The organism is Streptomyces sp. NPDC036813 (assembly GCF_055609245.1).
In genome coordinates, this window is sequence record NZ_JBVJPV010000002.1 from 65568 (window position 1) to 85356 (window position 19789).

21 protein-coding genes are annotated in these 19789 nt (G+C 72.8%); 12 read left to right on the top strand and 9 right to left on the bottom strand.

Annotated elements, in window-relative coordinates:
• Nucleotides 1–14: 14 nt before the first annotated feature.
• Entirely contained in the window at nucleotides 15–905 is an 891-nt protein-coding gene (locus ACZ67Q_RS04345) for a LysR family transcriptional regulator (RefSeq protein WP_471176200.1), read from the bottom strand.
• Between the two features lie 124 nt (nucleotides 906–1029).
• Between ACZ67Q_RS04345 and mgrA the strand changes: the two genes are divergently transcribed.
• The gene (gene mgrA / locus ACZ67Q_RS04350; RefSeq protein ID WP_471176203.1) at nucleotides 1030–2022 is read left to right on the top strand and encodes an L-glyceraldehyde 3-phosphate reductase; all 993 of its coding nucleotides are present in this window, start codon (nucleotides 1030–1032) and stop codon (nucleotides 2020–2022) included.
• Between the two features lie 41 nt (nucleotides 2023–2063).
• On the opposite strand, the gene ACZ67Q_RS04355 is transcribed toward mgrA, so the two are convergent.
• On the bottom strand, nucleotides 2064–2351 hold the full coding sequence (locus ACZ67Q_RS04355) for a DUF1905 domain-containing protein (RefSeq protein ID WP_471176205.1): 288 nt from the start codon (nucleotides 2349–2351) through the stop codon (nucleotides 2064–2066).
• Nucleotides 2352–2439: 88 nt separating this feature from the next.
• Entirely contained in the window at nucleotides 2440–2823 is a 384-nt protein-coding gene (locus tag ACZ67Q_RS04360; protein WP_471176208.1) for a nuclear transport factor 2 family protein, read from the bottom strand.
• Nucleotides 2824–3153: 330 nt separating this feature from the next.
• On the opposite strand from ACZ67Q_RS04360, the gene ACZ67Q_RS04365 reads away from it, so the two are divergent.
• From ACZ67Q_RS04365 to ACZ67Q_RS04380, 4 genes are all read left to right on the top strand, one after another.
• Nucleotides 3154–3564 (top strand): hypothetical protein, encoded by a 411-nt coding sequence (locus ACZ67Q_RS04365; RefSeq protein WP_471176211.1) that lies wholly within the window; start codon nucleotides 3154–3156, stop codon nucleotides 3562–3564.
• A 68-nt stretch (nucleotides 3565–3632) separates the two neighbouring features.
• Nucleotides 3633–5969: an ABC transporter ATP-binding protein/permease gene (locus ACZ67Q_RS04370; RefSeq protein WP_471176214.1), complete on the top strand. Its 2337-nt coding sequence runs from the start codon at nucleotides 3633–3635 to the stop codon at nucleotides 5967–5969.
• Nucleotides 5970–6026: 57 nt separating this feature from the next.
• Nucleotides 6027–6617, top strand: coding sequence for a hypothetical protein (locus ACZ67Q_RS04375; protein ID WP_471176216.1), 591 nt, complete (start codon nucleotides 6027–6029; stop codon nucleotides 6615–6617).
• Nucleotides 6607–7593, top strand: coding sequence for a serine/threonine-protein kinase (locus ACZ67Q_RS04380; RefSeq protein WP_471176218.1), 987 nt, complete (start codon nucleotides 6607–6609; stop codon nucleotides 7591–7593). The genes ACZ67Q_RS04375 and ACZ67Q_RS04380 overlap by 11 nt, the downstream gene beginning before the upstream one ends.
• A gap of 60 nt (nucleotides 7594–7653) precedes the next feature.
• Here the strand turns inward: ACZ67Q_RS04380 and ACZ67Q_RS04385 are convergent, their stop codons facing one another.
• Nucleotides 7654–8916 carry a streptophobe family protein gene (locus ACZ67Q_RS04385; protein ID WP_471176220.1) on the bottom strand — a complete coding sequence of 421 codons (1263 nt, stop codon included), beginning with the start codon at nucleotides 8914–8916 and terminating at the stop codon, nucleotides 7654–7656.
• 161 nt (nucleotides 8917–9077) lie between these two features.
• Between ACZ67Q_RS04385 and ACZ67Q_RS04390 the strand changes: the two genes are divergently transcribed.
• Nucleotides 9078–10262 (top strand): DUF6777 domain-containing protein, encoded by a 1185-nt coding sequence (locus ACZ67Q_RS04390; RefSeq protein WP_471176222.1) that lies wholly within the window; start codon nucleotides 9078–9080, stop codon nucleotides 10260–10262.
• 119 nt (nucleotides 10263–10381) lie between these two features.
• A complete protein-coding gene (locus ACZ67Q_RS04395; RefSeq protein ID WP_471176225.1) occupies nucleotides 10382–10837 on the top strand; it encodes an ATP-binding protein in 456 nt (151 codons plus the stop codon).
• A 54-nt stretch (nucleotides 10838–10891) separates the two neighbouring features.
• On the opposite strand, the gene ACZ67Q_RS04400 is transcribed toward ACZ67Q_RS04395, so the two are convergent.
• On the bottom strand, nucleotides 10892–11779 hold the full coding sequence (locus tag ACZ67Q_RS04400) for an RNA polymerase sigma factor SigF (RefSeq protein ID WP_361638661.1): 888 nt from the start codon (nucleotides 11777–11779) through the stop codon (nucleotides 10892–10894).
• Between the two features lie 190 nt (nucleotides 11780–11969).
• On the opposite strand from ACZ67Q_RS04400, the gene ACZ67Q_RS04405 reads away from it, so the two are divergent.
• A complete protein-coding gene (locus ACZ67Q_RS04405; RefSeq protein ID WP_471176227.1) occupies nucleotides 11970–12422 on the top strand; it encodes a helix-turn-helix domain-containing protein in 453 nt (150 codons plus the stop codon).
• 15 nt (nucleotides 12423–12437) lie between these two features.
• Here the strand turns inward: ACZ67Q_RS04405 and ACZ67Q_RS04410 are convergent, their stop codons facing one another.
• From ACZ67Q_RS04410 to ACZ67Q_RS04420, 3 genes are all read right to left on the bottom strand, one after another.
• Entirely contained in the window at nucleotides 12438–13040 is a 603-nt protein-coding gene (locus tag ACZ67Q_RS04410; protein WP_471177671.1) for a ClpP family protease, read from the bottom strand.
• Between the two features lie 2 nt (nucleotides 13041–13042).
• Nucleotides 13043–13681: an ATP-dependent Clp protease proteolytic subunit gene (locus ACZ67Q_RS04415; RefSeq protein ID WP_471176230.1), complete on the bottom strand. Its 639-nt coding sequence runs from the start codon at nucleotides 13679–13681 to the stop codon at nucleotides 13043–13045.
• A 110-nt stretch (nucleotides 13682–13791) separates the two neighbouring features.
• Nucleotides 13792–14994 (bottom strand): epoxide hydrolase family protein, encoded by a 1203-nt coding sequence (locus ACZ67Q_RS04420; RefSeq protein ID WP_471176233.1) that lies wholly within the window; start codon nucleotides 14992–14994, stop codon nucleotides 13792–13794.
• Nucleotides 14995–15130: 136 nt separating this feature from the next.
• Here ACZ67Q_RS04420 and ACZ67Q_RS04425 point away from each other — a divergent pair, with 136 nt between their 5' ends.
• Nucleotides 15131–15616 carry a VOC family protein gene (locus ACZ67Q_RS04425; RefSeq protein WP_471176236.1) on the top strand — a complete coding sequence of 162 codons (486 nt, stop codon included), beginning with the start codon at nucleotides 15131–15133 and terminating at the stop codon, nucleotides 15614–15616.
• A gap of 86 nt (nucleotides 15617–15702) precedes the next feature.
• Here the strand turns inward: ACZ67Q_RS04425 and ACZ67Q_RS04430 are convergent, their stop codons facing one another.
• Nucleotides 15703–16710: a zinc-binding alcohol dehydrogenase family protein gene (locus ACZ67Q_RS04430; protein WP_471177673.1), complete on the bottom strand. Its 1008-nt coding sequence runs from the start codon at nucleotides 16708–16710 to the stop codon at nucleotides 15703–15705.
• Nucleotides 16711–16863: 153 nt separating this feature from the next.
• Between ACZ67Q_RS04430 and ACZ67Q_RS04435 the strand changes: the two genes are divergently transcribed.
• From ACZ67Q_RS04435 to ACZ67Q_RS04445, 3 genes are all read left to right on the top strand, one after another.
• Complete coding sequence (locus tag ACZ67Q_RS04435; RefSeq protein WP_471176238.1) at nucleotides 16864–17664, top strand: VOC family protein; 801 nt, start codon at nucleotides 16864–16866, stop codon at nucleotides 17662–17664.
• Nucleotides 17665–17694: 30 nt separating this feature from the next.
• Nucleotides 17695–18405, top strand: coding sequence for a ribonuclease H family protein (locus ACZ67Q_RS04440; RefSeq protein WP_471176240.1), 711 nt, complete (start codon nucleotides 17695–17697; stop codon nucleotides 18403–18405).
• Between the two features lie 117 nt (nucleotides 18406–18522).
• Entirely contained in the window at nucleotides 18523–19749 is a 1227-nt protein-coding gene (locus ACZ67Q_RS04445; protein WP_471176243.1) for an FAD-dependent monooxygenase, read from the top strand.
• Nucleotides 19750–19789 lie beyond the last annotated feature (40 nt).

Here is a 19789-nt window from a genome sequence, read left to right on the forward strand (position 1 = left end):
CTGCGGTCCGCGTGTCACGCGCAGGCGCCGTCGCTCTCCCGCAGTGTCATCAGTGCCCGGGCCGCCGGGCTGGTGGACTGCGGGGGAGGCAGCAGGGCCACCGTTTCGTACGCCGGGTGGTCCGCGCCCTTGACCGGCAGCGCGGTCAGCGACGGCCGCTTGTGGCGGAAGTGGCGCGGCACCACGGCGATGCCGAGGTTCTCGTCGACCAGGTCCAGCAGGCTGTGCACGTCGTTCACCTCCAGCGCGACCGTGCGCCGCACACCCGCGGCGGCGAAGGCGGCGTCGGTGGCGCCGCGCGGACCCCAGTCGGGGTGGAAGTCGACGAAGACCTCGCCGCCGAGGTCGTCGAGCGTGACCACGGCGCCGGCCTCGGCCAGCCGGTGCGTGGGATGGCACAGCACCGTCATCGGCTCACCGGCCAGCGCGACCGAGCGCAGCTGCTCGGTGTCGGCCTGGGTGCGGTAGACGAAGGCACAGTCCAGGCGCCCGGCGGCGACCTCCTCGGCGAGCGCGCCCGAGCCGGTCTGGCGCAGCCGGATCTCGACGTCCGGATGCCTGCGCCGGAAAGCGGCGAGCAGCCCGGCCACGTTCACCCCGGCGATGCACTGCTCGGTACCCAGCGACAAGGTGCCGCGCAGCACGCCCTGCACGGCGGCGACCGCCTCGTGCGCTGCCCGCACCCCGGCCAGGATCCGCTCCGCCTCCCGCAGCAGGGCCCGTCCCGCCTCGGTGAGCGTGACCCGGCGGGTGGTGCGCACGAACAGTGGTGTCTGCAACTCCCGCTCCAGCGCGCGGATCGAGGCCGACAGACCGGACTGGGAGACCATCAGCCGCTCGGCCGCCCGGGTGAAGTGCTGGTCCTCGGCGACGGCGACGAAGTGCTGGAGATGGCGCAGTTCCATGATTGTGCAGCCTAGTCGCACAATCCCATCGGATTCTCCTGTTGGACCACTGCCACCAGGTCAGGCCAGAGTGGGTACCGGTTCCACGCACCGGACCACGTGCCTTACCCCTCATGGAGTCGCGTTGTACACCGCACACCCCGACCGCTACGCGGACATGCCCTACCGGCGCACCGGACGCAGCGGCCTGAAGCTGCCGGCGCTGTCGCTCGGACTGTGGCACAACTTCGGCCCGGACCGCCCGGTCGAGACCCAGCGGGCCATCCTGCGCACCGCCTTCGACCTGGGCGTCACCCACTTCGACCTGGCCAACAACTACGGGCCGCCGCCCGGCGCCGCCGAGGTGGCCCTGGGTGAGGCGCTGAAGGACGACTTCGCCGCCTACCGCGACGAGCTGGTGATCTCCACCAAGGCCGGCTATCTGATGTGGCCGGGCCCGTACGGCGAGTGGGGCTCGCGCAAATACCTGCTGTCCTCGCTCGACCAGAGCCTGGAGCGGATGGGCCTGGACTACGTCGACGTCTTCTACTCGCACCGCCCCGACCCGGACACTCCGCTCGAGGAGACGATGGGCGCGCTGCACTCGGCGGTCCAGCAGGGCAAGGCCCTGTACGTCGGCGTCTCCAACTACTCGCCGGAGCAGACCAGGGAGGCGGCCCGCATCCTCGCCGACCTCGGGACCCCGCTGCTGATCCACCAGCCGCGCTACTCGATGCTGGACCGCCGGCCCGAGGAGAGCGGCCTGCTGGACGCGCTGGACGAGTTGCAGGTCGGCTCCATCGCCTACTCGCCGCTGGACCAGGGCCTGCTCACCGCCCGCTACCTGGACGGCATCCCGGAGGGCTCCCGCGCGGCGAGCGACAGCCCCTTCCTGCAGCGCGACGCGGTGACCGCAGATCTGGTCGCCACGCTGCGGGAGCTGGACGGCATCGCGAAGTCCCGCGGCCAGTCGCTGGCGCAGATGGCGCTGGCCTGGGTGCTGCGCGGCGGCCGGGTCACCTCCGCGCTGGTCGGCGCGAGCAGCCCGGAGCAGCTGCGCGACAGCGTTGCGGCCATCGGCAACCTCGACTTCGACGCCGAGGAGCTGGCCCGCATCGACGCGGCGATCAAAGGCTGAGCCATCGGCGAGACGGCTGCGCGGACGGCTGAGGCGACTGTTCAGCGGCCGAGCCGTTCGGTGAGCCGCACGGTCACCGCGTCGCCCTCCTCCTTGCCGATGGCCCGGCGGACGTCGGCCTTGACGGGGAGCTTGTGGGTGCCGTCGCCGAGCGCCATGAAGGAGCTCTCGAAGGGGTGACCGTCGACGGTGCCGCGGACCTTGACCAGTCCGCGGGTGCCGAAGAAGTCGACGGATTCGGGCCAGACCACATAGGTCCAGCCGCCTTTGGCGGGGCTCTTGCGCAGGACGGCGGTGAACTCCGCGTCCACGGCGCTGTGGGTCGTCATGACATCCTCCGGCGGTCGGTGGTCCGACGTGCGGTCGGTGGTCCTAGTGGGCAGACCGCCGGCCGCCGGAGAACTCATCGGTGCCGGCTCAGGCCCCGGCCGGCACCCGGTCCAGGAAGCCGAGCACGGCGCGGATGCGTCCCTCGCCGTCCAGCGTCACCACGTCGGAGCCGGCCACCGGAGCCGAGCCGTCCGTCTCGCTCACCAGCTCCCAGGAGAAGCGGGCCGTGTCGTGGTGCCCGTCCACCGCGCCGGTGAGCCGGAAGACGAACCCTGGGAACTGCTCACGGGCACCGGCGATGAGCGCGGCGATCGCGTCGTGGCCGCGGACGTCGGCGAGCGGGTCGGTGTAGCTGCCGTCGGCCGTCCAGGCGGCGGCGACCGCCTTGGCGCGCGCCTCGGCGTCGGCGGCGTTCCAGGCTTCGAAGTAGCGGGCGACGGCGGAGTCGTAGCGGTCGGTGGGCACGGACATGGTGAATCACCCTCCACGAGGTCGTACGGCGATGTCGTGACCCGGATCGGGGATCGGTGTGATCCGGTGAGACCACCGTGCCCGAGCGCGACGGCGGGGTCGATTACCCGCGAGGTAAGGGGCCGCTGCCAGCGAGGTTGAGGGGGTCGCGGAAGCGGAGCAGAGGGTTTCGGCCAACCAGGACCGTGAATATGCCAGCAGACTGGCCGGAAAGTCATGGTGACAGTGATTCAGCCGTGAACATACTCGAACACGGGCGGTAGTGCACCGCCTACGAGCCGCACCGAAAGCGAGGCCCGGCGCGCGAGCGACCGACGGGGGAGTGGGACGGTGCACGACGAATTCCTGTGCCATGTCACGGCGTACGGCGTCTGCGACGGCCGGCGCATCGGGGTACCACTGGGCACCTACCGGGCGCCCACGCTGGCCCTCGCGCTGTGGTGGCTGCGCGACCGGGCCTCCTGGATCGCCGAGCGGCTGGACCCACGCCCGGAGAGCGAGGCGTTCCCGCCGAGCGCCCTCGTGCCGGTCGCCGACACCGTGCCGGACGTCCCCGCCGTGCTGCGCGCCTGGTGCGCGGACGTGACCCGGCAGGAGCAGGTGGCCGAGGCGCTGGCGACCGGGCGGCTGGTGCGCATCGCCGCCAGCGACGACACCACCGAGTACGAACTGCTCGCCGAGTCGGTCGACGCGCTGCGCATGCAGCGGGCCGCCCCGGTCCTGGTCACCCCGGTCGCCTGACCTGGTCGCCGTCCCCGGCCCTCTTCGCTCGAACGGCGCACAAGGGGATCAATCGGTAGAATCCTGGCATGGTGGAGCGCCCTGCCGCATCGACCGCACCCGAACTCGTGCTGGAGACCGACTCGGGTACCACGGTGATGACCCCCGGCCGTGACTACCATGTCGGCCGCGACCCCCTGTGCGACATCGTCCTCGACGACGCCCGCGTCTCCTGGCACCACGCGGTGCTGCACCCCGACGCCGACCACTGGACGCTCCAGGACGACCACAGCACCAACGGCACCTGGGCCGACGGGCGGCGCGTCCACCAGTGGGGCGTCGGACCCGGCAGCGTCATCCGGTTCGGCAACCCCGCCGACGGCCCGTGTGTCGTCCTGGTCAGCCCGCCGACGGCCGCCCCCGCCCGGCCCTCCGGGGTGTCGATGCCCCCCCTCACCGGCACCTTCCGCCGGCCCACCACCGTGCGGCCGCTGCCCCTGCGCACCGTGCGCATCGGTCGCGCCGCCGACAACGACCTCGTCCTCGACGACCTGGTCGTCTCCCGCCGCCACGCCGAACTGCGCCATCTGCCGGACGGCAGCTACGAGATCGCCGACCTCGGCAGTCACAACGGCACGTTCCTCAACGGCCGCCCGATCGACGTCGCCCCGATCGGGCAGGGCGACATCGTCGGCATCGGCCACTTCGCGTTCAGCCTGGTCGGCGACCAGCTGCAGGAGTACGTCGACACCGGCGAAGTCTCCCTCGACGTGCAGGACCTCACGGTCGCCGTCGACCGCGGCCGCAAGACGCTGCTGGACCACGTCTCCTTCCCGGTCGGCCAGAAGTGCCTGCTCGCCGTCGTCGGCCCGAGCGGGGCCGGCAAGTCCACCCTGCTGGGCGCCCTGACCGGACAACGCCCCGCCGACCACGGCACCGTCCTCTACGACGGCCGCGATCTCTACCGCGACTACGCCGAACTGCGCCAGCGCATCGGCCTCGTGCCGCAGGACGACATCCTGCACCCTCAGCTCACCGTCCGCGCCGCCCTGTCCTACGCCGCCGAACTGCGCTTCCCGCAGGACACCGCCAAGGCCGAGCGGCGCGACCGCGTCGACGAGGTCATCCGCGAACTCGGCCTCGAACAGCGCGCGGGACAGCAGGTGCACAGCCTCTCCGGCGGCCAGCGCAAACGGGTCAGCGTGGCACTGGAGCTGCTGACCAAGCCCTCCCTGCTGTTCCTCGACGAGCCGACCTCCGGACTCGACCCCGGCATGGACCGCTCGGTGATGCACATGCTGCGCGGCCTCGCCGACGATGGCCGCACCGTCATCGTCGTCACCCACAGCGTGCTGAGCCTCGACGTGTGCGACCGGCTGCTCGTTCTCGCCCCCGGCGGCCGGGTCGCCTGGTACGGGCCGCCCGAGGAGGCCCTCGCGTTCTTCGGCTACGAGCAGTGGCCGGAGGCCTTCGAGGCCTTCGAACGCGACCAGGACCGCGACTGGGCGGGCCAGTACCGCACCTCGCCGCAGCACCGCCGCTACGCCGACGCCGGAGCGCAGCCGCGCGTGCCCCGCGAAGGCCCGGTGATCATGGAGCGGCCGTCCGCGCCGCGCAGCTGGGGCGCGCAGCTCGGCACCCTCATCCGCCGCTACACGGCGGCCCTCAGCGCCGACCGCACCTTCCTCGCCATCATGATCGCGCTGCCGTTCGTGATGGGAGCGATGGCCCGCGCCCTCGCCGGGAGCCACCTCACCCGGGACACCGCGATGAACGCGCTGCTCATCCTGTGCGTCGGCGGGGTCCTGACCGGGGCGGCCAACGCGGTGCGCGAACTGGTGAAGGAACGGGTGATCTACCAGCGGGAGAGAGCCGTCGGCCTGTCCAGATCGGCGTACCTGATGTCCAAGGTCGTCGTCCTCGGCACGGTGACGATCCTCCAGGCGGTCGTGCTCACCCTGGTGGCGCTGCTCGGCGTCGACCTGAACGCCCCCGGCGGCAAGGGCGTCCTGCTGCCGCCGCTCGTCGAGATCACCATCGCCGTCGCGCTGCTGGCGTTCACCGCGATGATGCTCGGGCTGCTGGTGTCGGCACTGGTGCGCAAGGAAGAGGTCACCATGCCGCTGCTGGTGCTGCTCGCCATCGTGCAGGTGGTGTTCTGCGGCGCCCTGCTCAAGCTGCACGGCGTGCCCGGTCTGGAGCAGCTGTCCTGGCTGGTGCCCTCGCGGTGGGCGCTCGGCGCGATGGCGGGCACGGTCGGGCTCGGCCGGATCGTGCCCGGCGAGCTGACCTCCGACCCGCTGTTCAAGCACGCGGCGGGCGTGTGGCTGCTGAACATCGCCATGCTGCTCGTGCTGTCGGCGCTCTTCGGCTGGGCCGTGGCCCGGCTGCTGCGGCGCCACGAACCCGTCGTGATGCGGAAGTAGGCACCCGGACGTGACGCGGACGCAGGCACCCGAACCGTCGTGCGGAAGCAGGCGCCCATGACCGCGCCGGTACCCGGCTTCGCGCCCACCCACGTCGTCCCCCAGGGCGGCATGCCGGCCTGGGAGGCTCCCGACCCGGACCGGCCGACGGTCCCGCTGGACGCCCTGCTGCCGGTGCAGCTCGCGGAGCGGCGCGGCGACTGGGCCCACGTGGTGTGCTCCAACGGCTGGTCCGCCTGGGTCGACGGCCGCCTCCTCGTGGCCGTGCCCCAGGACCCGCCACGGGCCGGCGGACCCGCCGCCGCGACGGCCGACCCGCGCCCGCTGCTGGCCGGCGCCGAGGCCGCCCTCGCGCGCTACCGCGGCGCCGTCGAGGACCTGTCGGCCGGTGCCCTGGACGGCGAGACCTTCCGCCGGCGCACGCACGGCACCCGCATCGGTGTCGTCGTCGACGGCGAGGACGTATGGCTGTTCGACGCCGCGCACGAGCGGTGGGTGTACGCCGACGGGACCCGGCTGAGCACCTACGCCGTCGAGGACGCCCCCCGGGCCGAGCGTCCGCCCGCCCGCGCCGCCGAGGGCGCACCCCGGCCGGGCCCCTCGCCCGACCACGCCCCCACCCGCGTGGTGAGAACCGATGAGCCGTGACACCAGCCTGTTCTCCGGCCGCCCCGCCGACCTGATCGGCCGCCAGGTCGCGGGCTACCGCATCGAGCAGGAGATCGGCCGCGGCGGCATGGCCGTCGTCTACCGCGCCCACGACCTGCGTCTGGATCGCACCGTCGCGCTGAAGCTGCTCGCGCCGGAGCTCGCCCGCAACGACACCTTCCGGGGGCGCTTCGTGCACGAGTCCCGGGTGGCCGCCGCGATCGACCACCCGCACATCGTGCCGGTCTTCGAGGCCGGCGAGACCGACGGCGTGCTGTACATCGCCATGCGCTACGTCGCCGGCAGCGACCTGCGCCATCTCCTCGACCGGCAGGGCCCGATGCCGCTCGCGACCGCCGCACGCATCGCCACCCAGGTGGCCTCCGCACTCGACGCCGCGCACGAGCACGGTCTGGTCCACCGGGACGTCAAACCCGGCAACATCCTCGTCGCGCGCGGCACCGACAGCGACCATCCCGAGCACGCGTACCTCACCGACTTCGGCCTGACGAAGAAGTCGCTGTCCCTGACCGGCTTCACCACGGTCGGCCAGTTCGTCGGCACCCTCGACTACGTGGCCCCGGAGCAGATCTCCGGCCGCCCGGTCGACGGCCGCTGCGACGTCTACGGCTTCGCGTGCGTCGTCCACGAGACCCTCGCCGGCCGCCCGCCGTTCTGCCGGGACGACGACATGGCCCTGCTGTGGGCCCACCAGTACGACGACCCGCCCCCGCTCACCGAGGCCCGGCCCGACCTGCCGGCGGCCGTCGACACCGTGTTCGCCCGGGCCCTGGCCAAGAGCCCCGACGAGCGCCACCCGACCTGCCTCGCCTTCGTCGCCGACCTGCGCGCGGCGGCGGCGGGAGGCGCGGCCGGCGGCCACCCGCCCACGGAGGTGGACCTCAGCGTCGTACCGCCTGAGCACGGTGGTCCGAAGGCGCCACCACGCTGGGCACGGCCCGTCTTCGGGCCTTAGGGGCGGGGCACGACTTCGGCGACCGGCGTCGGGGGAGGGGGCCCTCTCCGGCGCGTGGCGTCAGGGGCGGGGACCGCGACGGCGCACCCGGACGGCCGCCAGCGCGCCGAGGAAGCCGGCCACCAGACCCCACAGCAGGGCCCAGCCCACCGCCGTCCACACCTCGGGCGTCAGGAACAGCTTGCCGGACAGCCCCCCGCCCAGGTCACCGATGCCCATCAAGGACAGGCCGTAGTGGGCGGAGATGCGGCCGACCAGGCAGATCATCAGGACCGTCAGGGCCAGCGCGATCGCCAGGTGCACCGCGTGCTGCCACAGCCGGACCCGGGCGGGGGAGCGCACCGCCATCACGAACGCCGCCCCGAGCACCAGCACGGCAGCCGCGACCAGCAGCCACCACGCCTTCCCGTCGCGCTCGGTGAGGGTGTGCAGGTTCAGCGTGGAGACGTCCGGCGTGCGCAGCACCTCGTCCAGCAGGTGCGGCATCGGCAGCCCGAACGGCCCGTCGACCCGGCCGTGCCAGGTGGCGCCCAGACCGAGGGTGAACGCCAGCCAGACCACGTTCGGCAGGCCCAGCAGGATCACCGCGAAGGTCTCCGCCGCATGGCCGCGCGACGCGGCGACGACCAGCCCCACGACCACGCCCGCCGCGACGCAGGTCAGCAGCAGCGCGACCATCGCGTACGCCGCCGGGCGCACCGAGTCCGCGAACCGCACGACGCGCGGCGGCAGCGGCGCCCCGCGGGCCACCAGCAGCGCGAGCGCCAGCACCCCGGCCAGCCACAGCAGACCGAACAGCACGGTCAGCGGCACGTCCGTGGTGAAGCCGACCTCGGGCCTGATGCCGAAGATCTCGCCCAGATCGCTGAGCGTGTCGTTGCCGAGCGGGATCGCGAAGGTGTGCCGGGCGGCGAAGGCCAGCCCGATCAGCCCGAGCAGCCACAGCAGTGCGATGCGTCCCGCCCAGCCCGCCAGCTCGGTTCCACCCGCCACCGCGCGGTGACGCAGCGGCCGCAGAAAGCCCCCCGCCACGACGAGCGCGCCGGCCAGGGTCACCGACAGCGGCATCACGGTCACCCCCGCGCCGGTGTCGGCGAGCGCGCCGGCGCCCCCGGTCACCTCGACCGAGCCACCTACGGCCGTGACGAGGGTCGCCGCCACCACCCGCCAGAACCCGCCGTCCGGCAGGTCGGCGGCACCGGCCGCCCACAGCCCGAGCGCCGCCGTCACTCCCATGGCGACAAGACCGGACAACACCGTGGCCAGGGCCTGGATCCAGCCGTGCCGTGCGACGGCAGGGGCGGATGTGGTTCGCGGGCTCACACCGACACGCTATGCAGGGGGTGCCCCGCCCGCGCGCCGGGAGAGCCGTCCGCGTCCGCTCGCGGCCCCACCGCAAGCCGGATGACAATGAGGACGGTGTGGAGAAAAGCGGTATGCAGGAGCGGAAATGCCGCAAAGAACCCACCCGGGAAGAGGAGCCTGTGAGCGTCGAACCACCCTCCTCGGGCCGCCCGCCCGGTCCGCCCGGTCCCTCCGGCCGCCCGACCGGCCCTCCCTCCGGCCCGCTCTCCGGTCCCGGGGGCCACGGCGGGCCGCCGTCCGGTCCTCCCCCCTCGCAGCCCACCGGCGGCTCGTCCCAGGCGCCCGAGCCGCGCCGCCCCTGGTGGAGGTCCGCTCCCCGCGTCGCCGTGCTCACCGCGGTGATCGTCGCGGCGGTGGTCGTCGCCGTCGTCCTCGGCCGCTCCGGCGGATCCGGCGGCTCCGGCGGCTCGGCCGGCGGCGGCGAGGTGTTCCTCCAGGCGGCCGGGAAGACCGGCCCCGACCCGTTCACACCGTCCACCGCGACCGACAGCTCGGCGCCGCCCGTCTTTGCCGCCCCCGCCACCGCGTCGGCCCCCGTGAACGCGGTCCGTGGCGTCGACGGCTCGGCACCCGGCCTCTACGGCGGCACCCGCACGGTCTCCAGTTGTGACGTCGAACGCCAGATCCGCTATCTGACGGCGGCGCCCGAGAAGAACCGCGCCTTCGCCGCCGTCGCCGGCGTCCGGGCCGACCAGGTACCCGCCTACCTGCGTTCCCTGACCCCCGTCCAGCTGCGCATGGACACCCGCGTCACCAACCACGGCTACCGCGACGGCGCCGCCACCAGCTACCAGGCCGTCCTCCAGGCAGGCACCGCCGTCCTCATCGACGACCACGGCACACCCAGCGTGCGCTGCGCCTGCGGCAACCCGCTCACCCCGCCGGTCGCCCAGCAGGGCACCGTCACCCGCAAGGGCGACTCCTGGCCGTCGTACCGCTCCTCCGACGTGGTCGCGGTCGCCCCCAGCACCCGGGTCATCACCGTCTTCGTCCTCTACGACCCCGACCACCACACCTGGATCGCCCGGCACCGCGGCGACACCGGCGGCCACGACCGCAAGACCCACCCGCCCGCCTCGCCGACCCCCTCGTCGAGCGTGTCCACGTCCGTCGGCCCCACCCACCCGGTGCCGGAGACGTCCAGCGCGTCCTCGTCGGTCCCGGCCCCGCCGTCCTCCGAGCCGCCATCTTCGGAGTCGTCCGGTTCCGCACCCCCCACCTTGTCGCCGCCCACCTCTCAGCCGCCCGCGCCCGAGCCGCCCCCGCCCGCGTCAGCGTCCGGCGAGTCGCCGGCGTCGGGCTGAACCGCGTGTGACCGAAACCGCTCGGTGCGGCGGCCCGGGCGGGGAGTGCGCGGCGAGACTCGGGGTACGAGCACAGGTGCAGCAACGTCCGGCCATACCGGCTTCCTAGAGAGACACGCATGACCGATTACTTGGGCGGGGAAGTGATACCGACGGGTTTCGACGTACCCGTGGAGCCCCTGAGGCGGGCCACCCACTACACCGGCGAGCCCGGAAGCATCGCCGAGGCGCGCGGCTTCACCGCGCAGTTCGTCGAGCAGCTGCGCACGGAGTGGTGCGCCGAGATCGGCGGCCGCGCCGAGGAAGCCCTGCTGCTCGTCGTCAGCGAACTCGTCACCAACGCCGAACGGCACAGCAACGGCCCCTACATCCTGGAGCTGGAGGGCACGGACGCCGCGGTCACGGTGTCCGTCTACGACAGCAGCGCCGCTCTGCCGATGCGTTTCCCGCGCGATCCCGAGCGGGTCGGCCGCCACGGTCTGGAGATCGTCCACGCACTGGCGGCGCAGGTCACCGCCGAACGTGTCCCCGTCGGCAAGCGGGTGAGCGCCCTGCTGCGCCTGCACTCGCAGTGAGCGGGCCGCGCACCCTCCTCCCGGAAGGCGCCGCCGGCCCGCTCCCGGCCGCGCTCAGGCGCAGCCCAGTTCACCCAGCATGCCCTCACGCAGTCGCAGGATGATCCGCTTGATCAGCCGGGACACGTGCATCTGCGAGCAGCCGAGCCGTTCCCCGATCTCCGCCTGCGTGGCCTCCTCGACGAACCGCATGTGCAGGATCTGCCGGTCGCGTTCGCCCAGTTCGGCCATCAGCGGGGCCAGTGACTGGAAGTCCTCCACGAGCCGCAGCCCTTCCTCCTCCACGCCGATGAAGTCGGCGAGCACGGCCTCGCCGTGCTCGGGGCCGTCGCCGGTGAGGGCGGCGTCCAGCGAGGAGGAGTTGTAGCCGTTTGCGGCGATCTGCGCCTCGACGACCTCCTTCTCGGAGATGTTCATCAGCGTCGCCAGCTCGGCGACCGTCGGCTCCCGGTCGAGCCGGCTCGCCAGCTCGTCGCGGGCCTTGGCCAGTTCGACGCGCAGCTCCTGAAGCCGCCGCGGCACGTGCACGGCCCAGGTCGTGTCACGGAAGAACCGCTTGATCTCACCGACGATGTAGGGCAGCGCGAACGACGTGAACTCCACCTCGCGCGCCAGCTCGAACCGGTCGATCGCCTTGATCAGGCCGATCATGCCGGTCTGGACGATGTCCTCCATGTCGTCGCCGCGCCCGCGGAAGCGGCCGGCCGCGAAGCGGACGAGGGACATGTTCATCTCGATGAGGGTGTTGCGCGCGTACTGGTATTCGTGCGTCCCCTCCTCGAGCTCCGCCAGGCGTCGGAAGAACTGTCGGGACAGCTGCCGCGCGTCCCGCGGGGCGATCGTCCGCGGGTCCTCGACTCCCGGCAGCGGGCTCTCACCCGTGCTGGTTCCGGCAGCCTTCGCGGCGACCTGTGCCTCCGACCGGATCACGGCGGTGGACATCGGCTTTCCCTCCCACGGAAGTACGGTGCGGCGTGTTGCGCTGCCCCTCCGCCTACCCGGAGTCGTCCAGGGCATGCCCCCCAATCTGCGGAAGCGGCCGAAAACCGTCCTGCGCGCGGGAAGGGACGACTTCACCCAGGGCAGAACGCCGATCCCTTCCCCTCGCCAACACGGCTTCTAGGCTGGGCAGATGAGCACTCAGACATCGAACGAAGCCCGTGTGAACGAAGCCGTCGTGCACGAGTCCCGCGCGAAGGAGTTCCGCGTGAACGAAGCCCGCGTCATCCCGCTGCGCCCCCCGGCCGCCCGTCCGGAGCGCCGCCCCGCGGCGAAGGAGCCCCTGTGGCGGGACCTGGTCGGCGATGTGCTGCGCCGCGAACGCCAGGCCCAGGAGCGCACCCTCAAGGACGTCTCCGAGACCGCCCGGATCTCCATGCCGTATCTGTCGGAGGTGGAACGGGGCCGCAAGGAGGCATCCTCGGAGGTCCTCGCGGCCGCCGCCCACGCCCTCGGCCTGAGCCTCGGCGACCTGCTGGCGCGCGCCCAGACGGAACTCGTCCGCATCACCGCCCGGACCACGCACCGCAACCGCGGCACGACCACGAACACCGCGTCGCACAACGGCCTGTGCCTGGCCGCCTGAGCGCGGCGCCACCTCTCACAGTCCGGCTTGGCGCCTGCTCAGCACCCGGTCGGCCAGCCCGTAGGCGACCGCCTCCTGCGCGGTGAACACCTTGTCCCGGTCCATGTCCGCGCGCAGTGTGGCGATGTCGTGCCGGGTGTGCCGGGACAGCACCTCCTCCACCTGGGAGCGGATCCGTACCATCTCCTGGGCCTGCAGGGCCAGATCGGACACGGTCCCCTGCCGGCCCCCGGACGCGGGCTGGCCGAGCAGCACGCGCGCGTGCTCCAGCACGAACCGCCGCCCCGCGTCCCCTCCTGCCAGCAGCACGGCCGCCGTGGAGGCCGCCTGGCCGACGCAGAACGTGGAGATCGGCGCCTGCACGAACGTCATCGTGTCGTAGATCGCCATCAGCGAAGTGAACGAACCGCCGGGGGAGTTGAGGTAGATCGCGATCTCCTGCTCGGGTGCCGCCGACTCCAGGTGGAGCAGCTGCGCAATGACGACGTTGGCCACACCGTCGTCGATCTCGGTGCCGAGGAAGATGATCCGCTCGTTCAGCAGCCGGCTGAAGACGTCGAAGGACCGTTCGCCCTGCGGGGTGCGCTCGATGACGTTCGGAATCGTGTACGTGCCCATGCTCACAGCCCCATCCGTCGCCTGGAGGCCGCCGGGCGCACGTCCGTGAAGGACTCCACGACCCGGTCGACCATGCCGTACTCCCTGGCCTCCTCCGCCGTGAACCAGCGGTCCCGGTCGCCGTCCCTGGAGATGGTCTCCGGGCTCTGGCCGGTGTGCTCGGCGGTGATCCGCTCGATGGTCCGCTTGGTGAACTCCAGGTTCTCCGCCTGGATCTCGATGTCCGCGGTGGTGCCGCCGATGCCCGCGGACGGCTGGTGCATCATGATCCGCGCGTTGGGCAGGGCGTACCGCTTGCCGGGGGCGCCGACGCTGAGCAGGAACTGGCCCATGCTCGCGGCGAATCCCATGGCCAGCGTCGAGACGTCGTTCGGGATGAGCCGCATGGTGTCGTAGATCGCGAGGCCGGCGTGCACCGAGCCGCCGGGGGAGTTGATGAACAGGCTGATGTCGGTGTGCGGGTCCTCCGCCGACAGGATGAGCAGCTGGGCGCAGACCCGGTTGGCGGAGACCTCGTCGACCTGGCTGCCGAGCAGCACGATCCGCTGCCCGAGCAGCTGGGCCGCGAGCTGGTCGTCGAAACGGGTCGGCGGGGTGTCGCCCTCCTCGGCGCGTGGTGCGAGGGCGGTGAACGGAGTCATGGGAGCTCCCGTCGGTTCAGGGATCGGCTTCGACTCCACTGTCGGCTCCGGCCCGCGCACCGGGGAGGTTTCTCTGCCCGCGGCAGATTCGCCACGGGCAGAGCCCGCCGTCAGCCCTTCTCGCGCAGCTGCCGGAAGAACGCCCGTACGTCTGCGACCAGCAGGTCCGGCTCCTCCATCGCCGCGAAGTGGCCACCGCGGTCGAACTCGGTCCAGCGCACCAGGTTCTCCGTGCGCTCCGCACGGTGCCGCAGCGGGATCTGGATCTCCTTCGGGAACAGCGCGAGCGCGGTGGGCACGGTGGACGGCTCCTGCGGGGCGGCGGCACGGCCGGTGCTGTGGGCGCGCTCGTAGTAGATCCGCGCGGACGAGCCGGCCGTCGCCGTCAGCCAGTACAGCATCACGTTCGTCAGCAGCCGGTCCCGGTCCACGGCCTCCTCCGGCAGCTCCTCGCAATCCGTCCACTCCCGGAACTTCTCGACGATCCAGGCGAGTTGCCCGACCGGAGAGTCCGTCAGCGCGTAGGCCAGCGTCTGCGGCTTCGTCGCCTGCAGCGCCGCGTAACCGCTGCCCTCACGGAACCACTGCTCCCAGCTGTGCCAGGACCGCAGCGCCTCCTGCCGTTCCCCGGGGCTCAGCGCCGCGAGCTCCTGTTCGGTCGGCTCGGTGAGCTGCTGGGCGCCCGGCAGCAGATTGAGATGGACGCCGATGACCCGGCCGGGGTGCGCGCGGCCCAGTTCCCGGGAGATGGCCGCGCCCCAGTCGCCGCCCTGGACCCCGAACCGCTCGTAGCCGAGCCGGGTCATCAGCTCCGCCCACGCGTCGGCGACCCGGCCCGCCTCCCAGCCCGGCTCGGTGGTCGGCCCGGACAGCCCGAACCCCACAATGCCCGGTACGACGACGTGGAAGGCGTCGGCGGCATCGCCGCCGTGCGCCACCGGGTCCGCCAGCGGTCCCACGACGTCGAGGAACTCCACGATGGAGCCGGGCCAGCCGTGCGTGAGGATCAGCGGGGTGGCGTCCGGCTCGGGGGAGCGGACGTGGGCGAAGTGCACGTGCTGCCCGTCGAGGGTGGTGGTGAACTGCGGCCACTCGTTCAGCCTGGCCTCCGCGGCCCGCCAGTCGTAGGTGTGCCGCCAGTGGTGGACGAGGTCGCGCAGGTAGCCGACGGGGACCCCGTACGCCCAGCCGGTGCCCGGGAGCTGGTCCGGCCAGCGGGTGCGGTCGAGGCGGTCGTGGAGGTCGTCGAGGTCGCTCTGCGGGATGTCGAGACGGAAGGGACGGATGCCGGTGTCCGCGGCGGATGACGTCATGGCCCGGATGCTAGGTGACCTCGGTCAAGAGGCCGTACGGATTAACGGCTGCCCGTGGCCGATGAGTTTCGCCGCCCCGGCCGGTCGACACTGGTGACCGCGTTCCGCGCCGCTTGGCGCCTTCAGGAGGTGTCGCATGACCACCGACGGATTCACCACGTGTCTCTGGTTCGACGGCCAGGCCGAGGAGGCCGCGCACTACTACGTGTCGATCTTCAAGAACTCCAGTATCGGCCGGATCGGCCGCTACACCGAGGCCGGGCCGGGCCCCGCCGGCTCGGTGATCGCCGTCGACTTCACGGCCAACGGCCAGAAGTTCGTCGCCCTCAACGGCGGTCCGCAGTTCACGTTCAGCGAGGCGATCTCCTTCCAGATCTACTGCGACAGCCAGGAGGAGGTCGACCACTACTGGACCAAGCTCACCGACAACGGCGGCGAGCCGGGACCCTGCGGCTGGCTGAAGGACAAGTACGGGGTGTCCTGGCAGGTCATCCCGAACGGGCTGATCGACATGATCAGCGACCCGGACCAGGAGAAGGCGGCCCGGACGATGCGGGCCATGATGGCCATGGGCAAGCTCGACAAGGCCGCGCTCGAGAGGGCCTACGCCGGGCAGGAGTGAGGCGGCGGGGGCGCCCGCTGTCCACAGCCGGCGCCCCCGCCCGGCGGCGCTCGGCAGGCAGGGGAAGCCGCCGTGGCCGCAGGCGCTCAGAACAGGTCGTTCACCAGCACGGCCGCACCGTCGAACCGTCCCGCCTTCAGATCCGCGAGCGCCTGCGGCGCCCGGGACATCGGATACGGGTGGGTCGTCGCCCGCACCCCGTGGAGCGCGGCCAGCGCGAGGAACTCCCGCCCGTCCTCGCGGGTGCTGGAGGTGACACTGCGCACCTCCTTCTCGTAGAAGAGGTCGCTCTCGTACCGCAGCGCCGGTACGTCGCTCAGATGGATCCCGGCGATCGACAGCACCCCGCCCCGGTCCAGCGCCCGCAGCGCGACCGGCACCAGCTCGCCCGCCGGCGCGAAGAGGATCGCGCTGTCCAACGGCTCCGGCGGCCCCTCGGCGAGGTCACCGGCCGACGCGCAGCCGAGCGCCAGCGCCAGCCGCCGCGCCGCCGCACCCCGGGTCAGGACGTGCACCCGGGCGCCCTCGGCGAGCGCGAGCTGCGCGCACAGATGGGCGCTGCCGCCGAAGCCGTACAGCCCGAGCCGTCCGCCCCGCGGCAGCGCCGCCCGGCGCAGCGCCCGGTATCCGATGATCCCCGCGCACAGCAGGGGAGCGAGCGCCACGTCGTTCACCTCGCCGGGCAGCCGGTGGGCGAACGCGGCCGGCACCGTCGTGTACGCGGCGTACCCGCCGTCCGCGTCCCAGCCGGTGTACCGGGAGGCGGGGCACAGGTTCTCGGCGCCCCGCGCGCAGTACGCACACGCCCCACAGGTGCGGCGCAGCCATGCCACCCCGACCCGCTCACCCACCGCGAAGCCGTGCACCGCCCCGCCGAGTGCGGCGACCGTGCCGACCACCTCGTGCCCGGGCGTCACGCCTGCCCGGCGCACCGGCAGATCGCCCTCGACGACATGGAGATCGGTGCGGCACACCCCGCAGGCCCGCACCCGCACCAGCAACTCGTCGTCCCCGGGCACCGGCACCGGCCTGTCCACCAGCCGCAGCGGTCCGCGCGCCGGCGGGCCCGGCGCGCGGACCGACCACGCGCGCATCGTCGTCCCGCCGGCCATGGTGTGCTCCCGGTCGTCGCACCCCCTCCTGACCAGTCTGTGCCGGGGCCGGCCGCTCGGCGCGCGTCGGGGGCGGGGGATGGCTAGCGTGAGGAACCGTGACAATCCCCACCGAACGGGAAGAGGGCCGCGATCATGGCCGTACCACCTGAGGGAACCCCCTGCTGGGCCGACGCGATGTTCTCCGACGTGGAGGCAGCCAAGAGCTTCTACGGCGACGTCCTCGGCTGGACCTTCGGCGAGGCGTCGTCGGAGTACGGCAACTACACCCAGGCCTACGCCGACGGCAAGGCCGTCGCCGCGGTGGTCCCGCCGATGCCGGGGCAGGAAGGCCAGTCCGCGTGGTGCCTGTACCTCGCCTCGCCGGACGCCGCCGCGACCGCCGCGAAGGTCCGCGAGCACGGCGGCGAGGTGCTGATGGAGCCGATGCAGGTCGGCGACTTCGGCACCATGGTCCTCGCGCGCGAGCCCGGCGGCGCCGTGTTCGGCGTGTGGCAGGGCGGCACGCACGAGGGCTTCGAGGCGGCGCCGCAGCAGCCCGGCGCGTACTGCTGGGCGGAGGTGTTCACCCGGGACCCGGACAAGACCGACGCCTTCCTGACGGCGGTCTTCCCTTACCGGGCCAAGCAGTTGCAGGACGACGCGGTCGACTTCCGGATGTTCGACGTCGGGGAGGACACCGTCCTCGGCCGGATGAGGATGGGCGAGGAGTTCCCGCCCGAGATCCCGTCGTACATCAACGTCTACTTCACGGTGAGCAACTGCGACGAGGCCGTCGAGAAGGCCACCAAGCGCGGCGGTGTGCTGCGCTTCGGCCCGATGGACAGCCCCTTCGGACGCTTCGCCGCGCTGAGCGACCCGCAGGGAGCCGCCTTCTCGGTGATCGACATCACCACCACGGCAGGCGAGATGCCGCAGACCGCGGACGTCTCCTAGCCACGGGGAGACCGCGGGCCGGCGCATGGCATGATCGGGCGCATGCGTGAGCGAGTGGTGGCGGCCTGCGACGGGGCGTCGAAGGGGAACCCCGGACCGGCGGCCTGGGCCTGGGTGGTGGCCGACGACGCGGAGGTCCCGGCCCGCTGGGAAGCGGGGCCGCTCGGACGGGCCACCAACAACGTGGCCGAACTGACCGCGCTGGAGCGGCTGCTCGCCGCCACCGACCCGGGCGTGCCGCTGGAGGTCCGCATGGACTCCCAGTACGCCATGAAAGCCGTCACCACCTGGCTGCCCGGCTGGAAGCGCAACGGCTGGAAGACCGCGGCCGGCAAGCCCGTCGCCAACCAGGAACTGGTCGTGCGCATCGACGAGCTGCTGAGCGGCCGCGAGGTCGAGTTCCGCTACGTGCCCGCGCACCAGGTCGACGGCGACCCGCTCAACGACTTCGCCGACCGGGCGGCGAGCCAGGCGGCGAGCGTCCAGGAGGCCGCGGGCAGCGCCCTCGGCTCGCCGGAGCCGCCGGCCGCGCCGGACACGCCGTCCGCCGGAGGCCCGCGCCGGCGCACCGGCGGAGGCAAGCCCGCCCGGGCGGCCAAGGGCTCGTCGTCGACGCGCACGATCAAGGCGAAGTTCCCGGGCCGCTGTGTGTGCGGCCGTGCCTACGCGGCCGGCGAGCAGATCGCGAAGAACGCCCAGGGCTGGGGCCACCCCGAGTGCCGGGAGGCGGCCGCGGGCTGACGGGCGGCGGCCGGGCGGCCGTCGGCTCACGCTCACCGGACAGGCGGGACGGCGTAAAACCGACCTTCTCGGCTGCTACCCTGCGCTGTCGAACGACTGCGTCGGGTAATTCAAGAGGTGCGCGTGAAGGTCGCCTGCATCGGCGGCGGGCCCGCCGGGCTCTATCTGTCGATCCTGCTCAAGCGGCAGGACCCCGCCCACGACATCACCGTCCACGAGCGCAACCCGGAGGGTTCCACCTACGGCTGGGGCGTGACCTACTGGCGGGGACTGCTCGACCAGCTCCACGCGCACGACCCCGAGTCCGCGCGCGCCGTCGAGGCCGCATCCGTGCGCTGGAACGAGGGCGTCGCCCATGTCCGCGACCGGCTGACCAGGCAACCCGGCGACGAGGGCCACGGCATCGGCCGCCACCGGTTCCTGCGCATCCTCGCCGACCGCGCCCGCGACCTCGGCGTACGACTGGAGTTCGAGTCCGAGGTCCGCGCCGACGACCTGCCCGACGCCGACCTCGTGGTGGCGGCCGACGGCGTCCACAGCGCCCTGCGCACCCGCCACGCCGGCCACTTCGGGTCACACCTCACGCCGGGCCGCAACCGCTACGTCTGGCTCGGCACCACCCGCGTCTTCGACTCCTTCACCTTCGCCTTCGTCGAGACCGCGCACGGCTGGATCTGGTGCTACGGCTACCCCTACGGTCCTGACCACAGCACCTGCGTCATCGAGTGCGCCCCGGAGACCTTCACCGGAATCGGCCTCGACCGGTGCGGCGAACCCGACCGGCTCGCCCTGCTGGAGGACCTCTTCGCGCGGATCCTGGACGGCCACCGGCTCATCGGGCGCCCCGCGGGCGAGGGCGGCAGCCCGTGGACGACGTTCCGCACCCTCACCAACCGCACCTGGCACCGCGGCAACCTCGTCCTGCTCGGCGACGCCGCGCACACCACCCACTACTCCATCGGCGCCGGCACCACCCTCGCCCTGGAGGACGCCATCGCCCTCGCCGGCGCCCTGCGCGAGCACGCGGCCCTGCCGCAGGCGCTCGCCGCCTACCAACGCGCACGTTTGACAGCCCTGCTGCCCGCCCAGAGCGCGGCCCGCTACAGCGCCCGCTGGTACGAGGAGCTGCCCCGCTATCTCCAGCTGCCGCCGGAGCAGATGTTCGCCCTGCTCGGCCAGCGTCACTCGCCGCTGCTGCCGTACGTCCCGCCCCAGCTCTACTACCGCCTCGACAAAGCGGCCGGACAGCTCGACGCGCTGCGCCGCCTCAAGCGCTGGCTCGGCCCGAGGCTCGCCCGGAGCGTGCACGCGCGAGAGCTGGCGGCACGCCGCCCGGAGGACTGAGAAACACCCCGGGGCAGCGCGGCGACGAAGGGAAAACCTC

What these genes read in the sequence shown, in the direction of transcription:
- ACZ67Q_RS04400 (WP_361638661.1), bottom strand. Translation starts at nt 11,779, where the DNA reads ATGTCCACCGCCGTGATCCGGTCGGAGGCACAGGTCGCCGCGAAGGCT.
- ACZ67Q_RS04415 (WP_471176230.1), bottom strand. Translation starts at nt 13,681, where the DNA reads ATGACTCCGTTCACCGCCCTCGCACCACGCGCCGAGGAGGGCGACACC.
- ACZ67Q_RS04360 (WP_471176208.1), bottom strand. Translation starts at nt 2,823, where the DNA reads ATGTCCGTGCCCACCGACCGCTACGACTCCGCCGTCGCCCGCTACTTC.
- ACZ67Q_RS04395 (WP_471176225.1), top strand. Translation starts at nt 10,382, where the DNA reads ATGACCGATTACTTGGGCGGGGAAGTGATACCGACGGGTTTCGACGTA.
- ACZ67Q_RS04345 (WP_471176200.1), bottom strand. Translation starts at nt 905, where the DNA reads ATGGAACTGCGCCATCTCCAGCACTTCGTCGCCGTCGCCGAGGACCAG.
- ACZ67Q_RS04375 (WP_471176216.1), top strand. Translation starts at nt 6,027, where the DNA reads ATGACCGCGCCGGTACCCGGCTTCGCGCCCACCCACGTCGTCCCCCAG.
- ACZ67Q_RS04420 (WP_471176233.1), bottom strand. Translation starts at nt 14,994, where the DNA reads ATGACGTCATCCGCCGCGGACACCGGCATCCGTCCCTTCCGTCTCGAC.
- ACZ67Q_RS04380 (WP_471176218.1), top strand. Translation starts at nt 6,607, where the DNA reads ATGAGCCGTGACACCAGCCTGTTCTCCGGCCGCCCCGCCGACCTGATC.
- ACZ67Q_RS04410 (WP_471177671.1), bottom strand. Translation starts at nt 13,040, where the DNA reads ATGGGCACGTACACGATTCCGAACGTCATCGAGCGCACCCCGCAGGGC.
- ACZ67Q_RS04430 (WP_471177673.1), bottom strand. Translation starts at nt 16,710, where the DNA reads ATGCGCGCGTGGTCGGTCCGCGCGCCGGGCCCGCCGGCGCGCGGACCG.
- ACZ67Q_RS04355 (WP_471176205.1), bottom strand. Translation starts at nt 2,351, where the DNA reads ATGACGACCCACAGCGCCGTGGACGCGGAGTTCACCGCCGTCCTGCGC.
- ACZ67Q_RS04405 (WP_471176227.1), top strand. Translation starts at nt 11,970, where the DNA reads ATGAGCACTCAGACATCGAACGAAGCCCGTGTGAACGAAGCCGTCGTG.
- ACZ67Q_RS04370 (WP_471176214.1), top strand. Translation starts at nt 3,633, where the DNA reads ATGGTGGAGCGCCCTGCCGCATCGACCGCACCCGAACTCGTGCTGGAG.
- ACZ67Q_RS04435 (WP_471176238.1), top strand. Translation starts at nt 16,864, where the DNA reads ATGGCCGTACCACCTGAGGGAACCCCCTGCTGGGCCGACGCGATGTTC.
- ACZ67Q_RS04440 (WP_471176240.1), top strand. Translation starts at nt 17,695, where the DNA reads ATGATCGGGCGCATGCGTGAGCGAGTGGTGGCGGCCTGCGACGGGGCG.
- ACZ67Q_RS04425 (WP_471176236.1), top strand. Translation starts at nt 15,131, where the DNA reads ATGACCACCGACGGATTCACCACGTGTCTCTGGTTCGACGGCCAGGCC.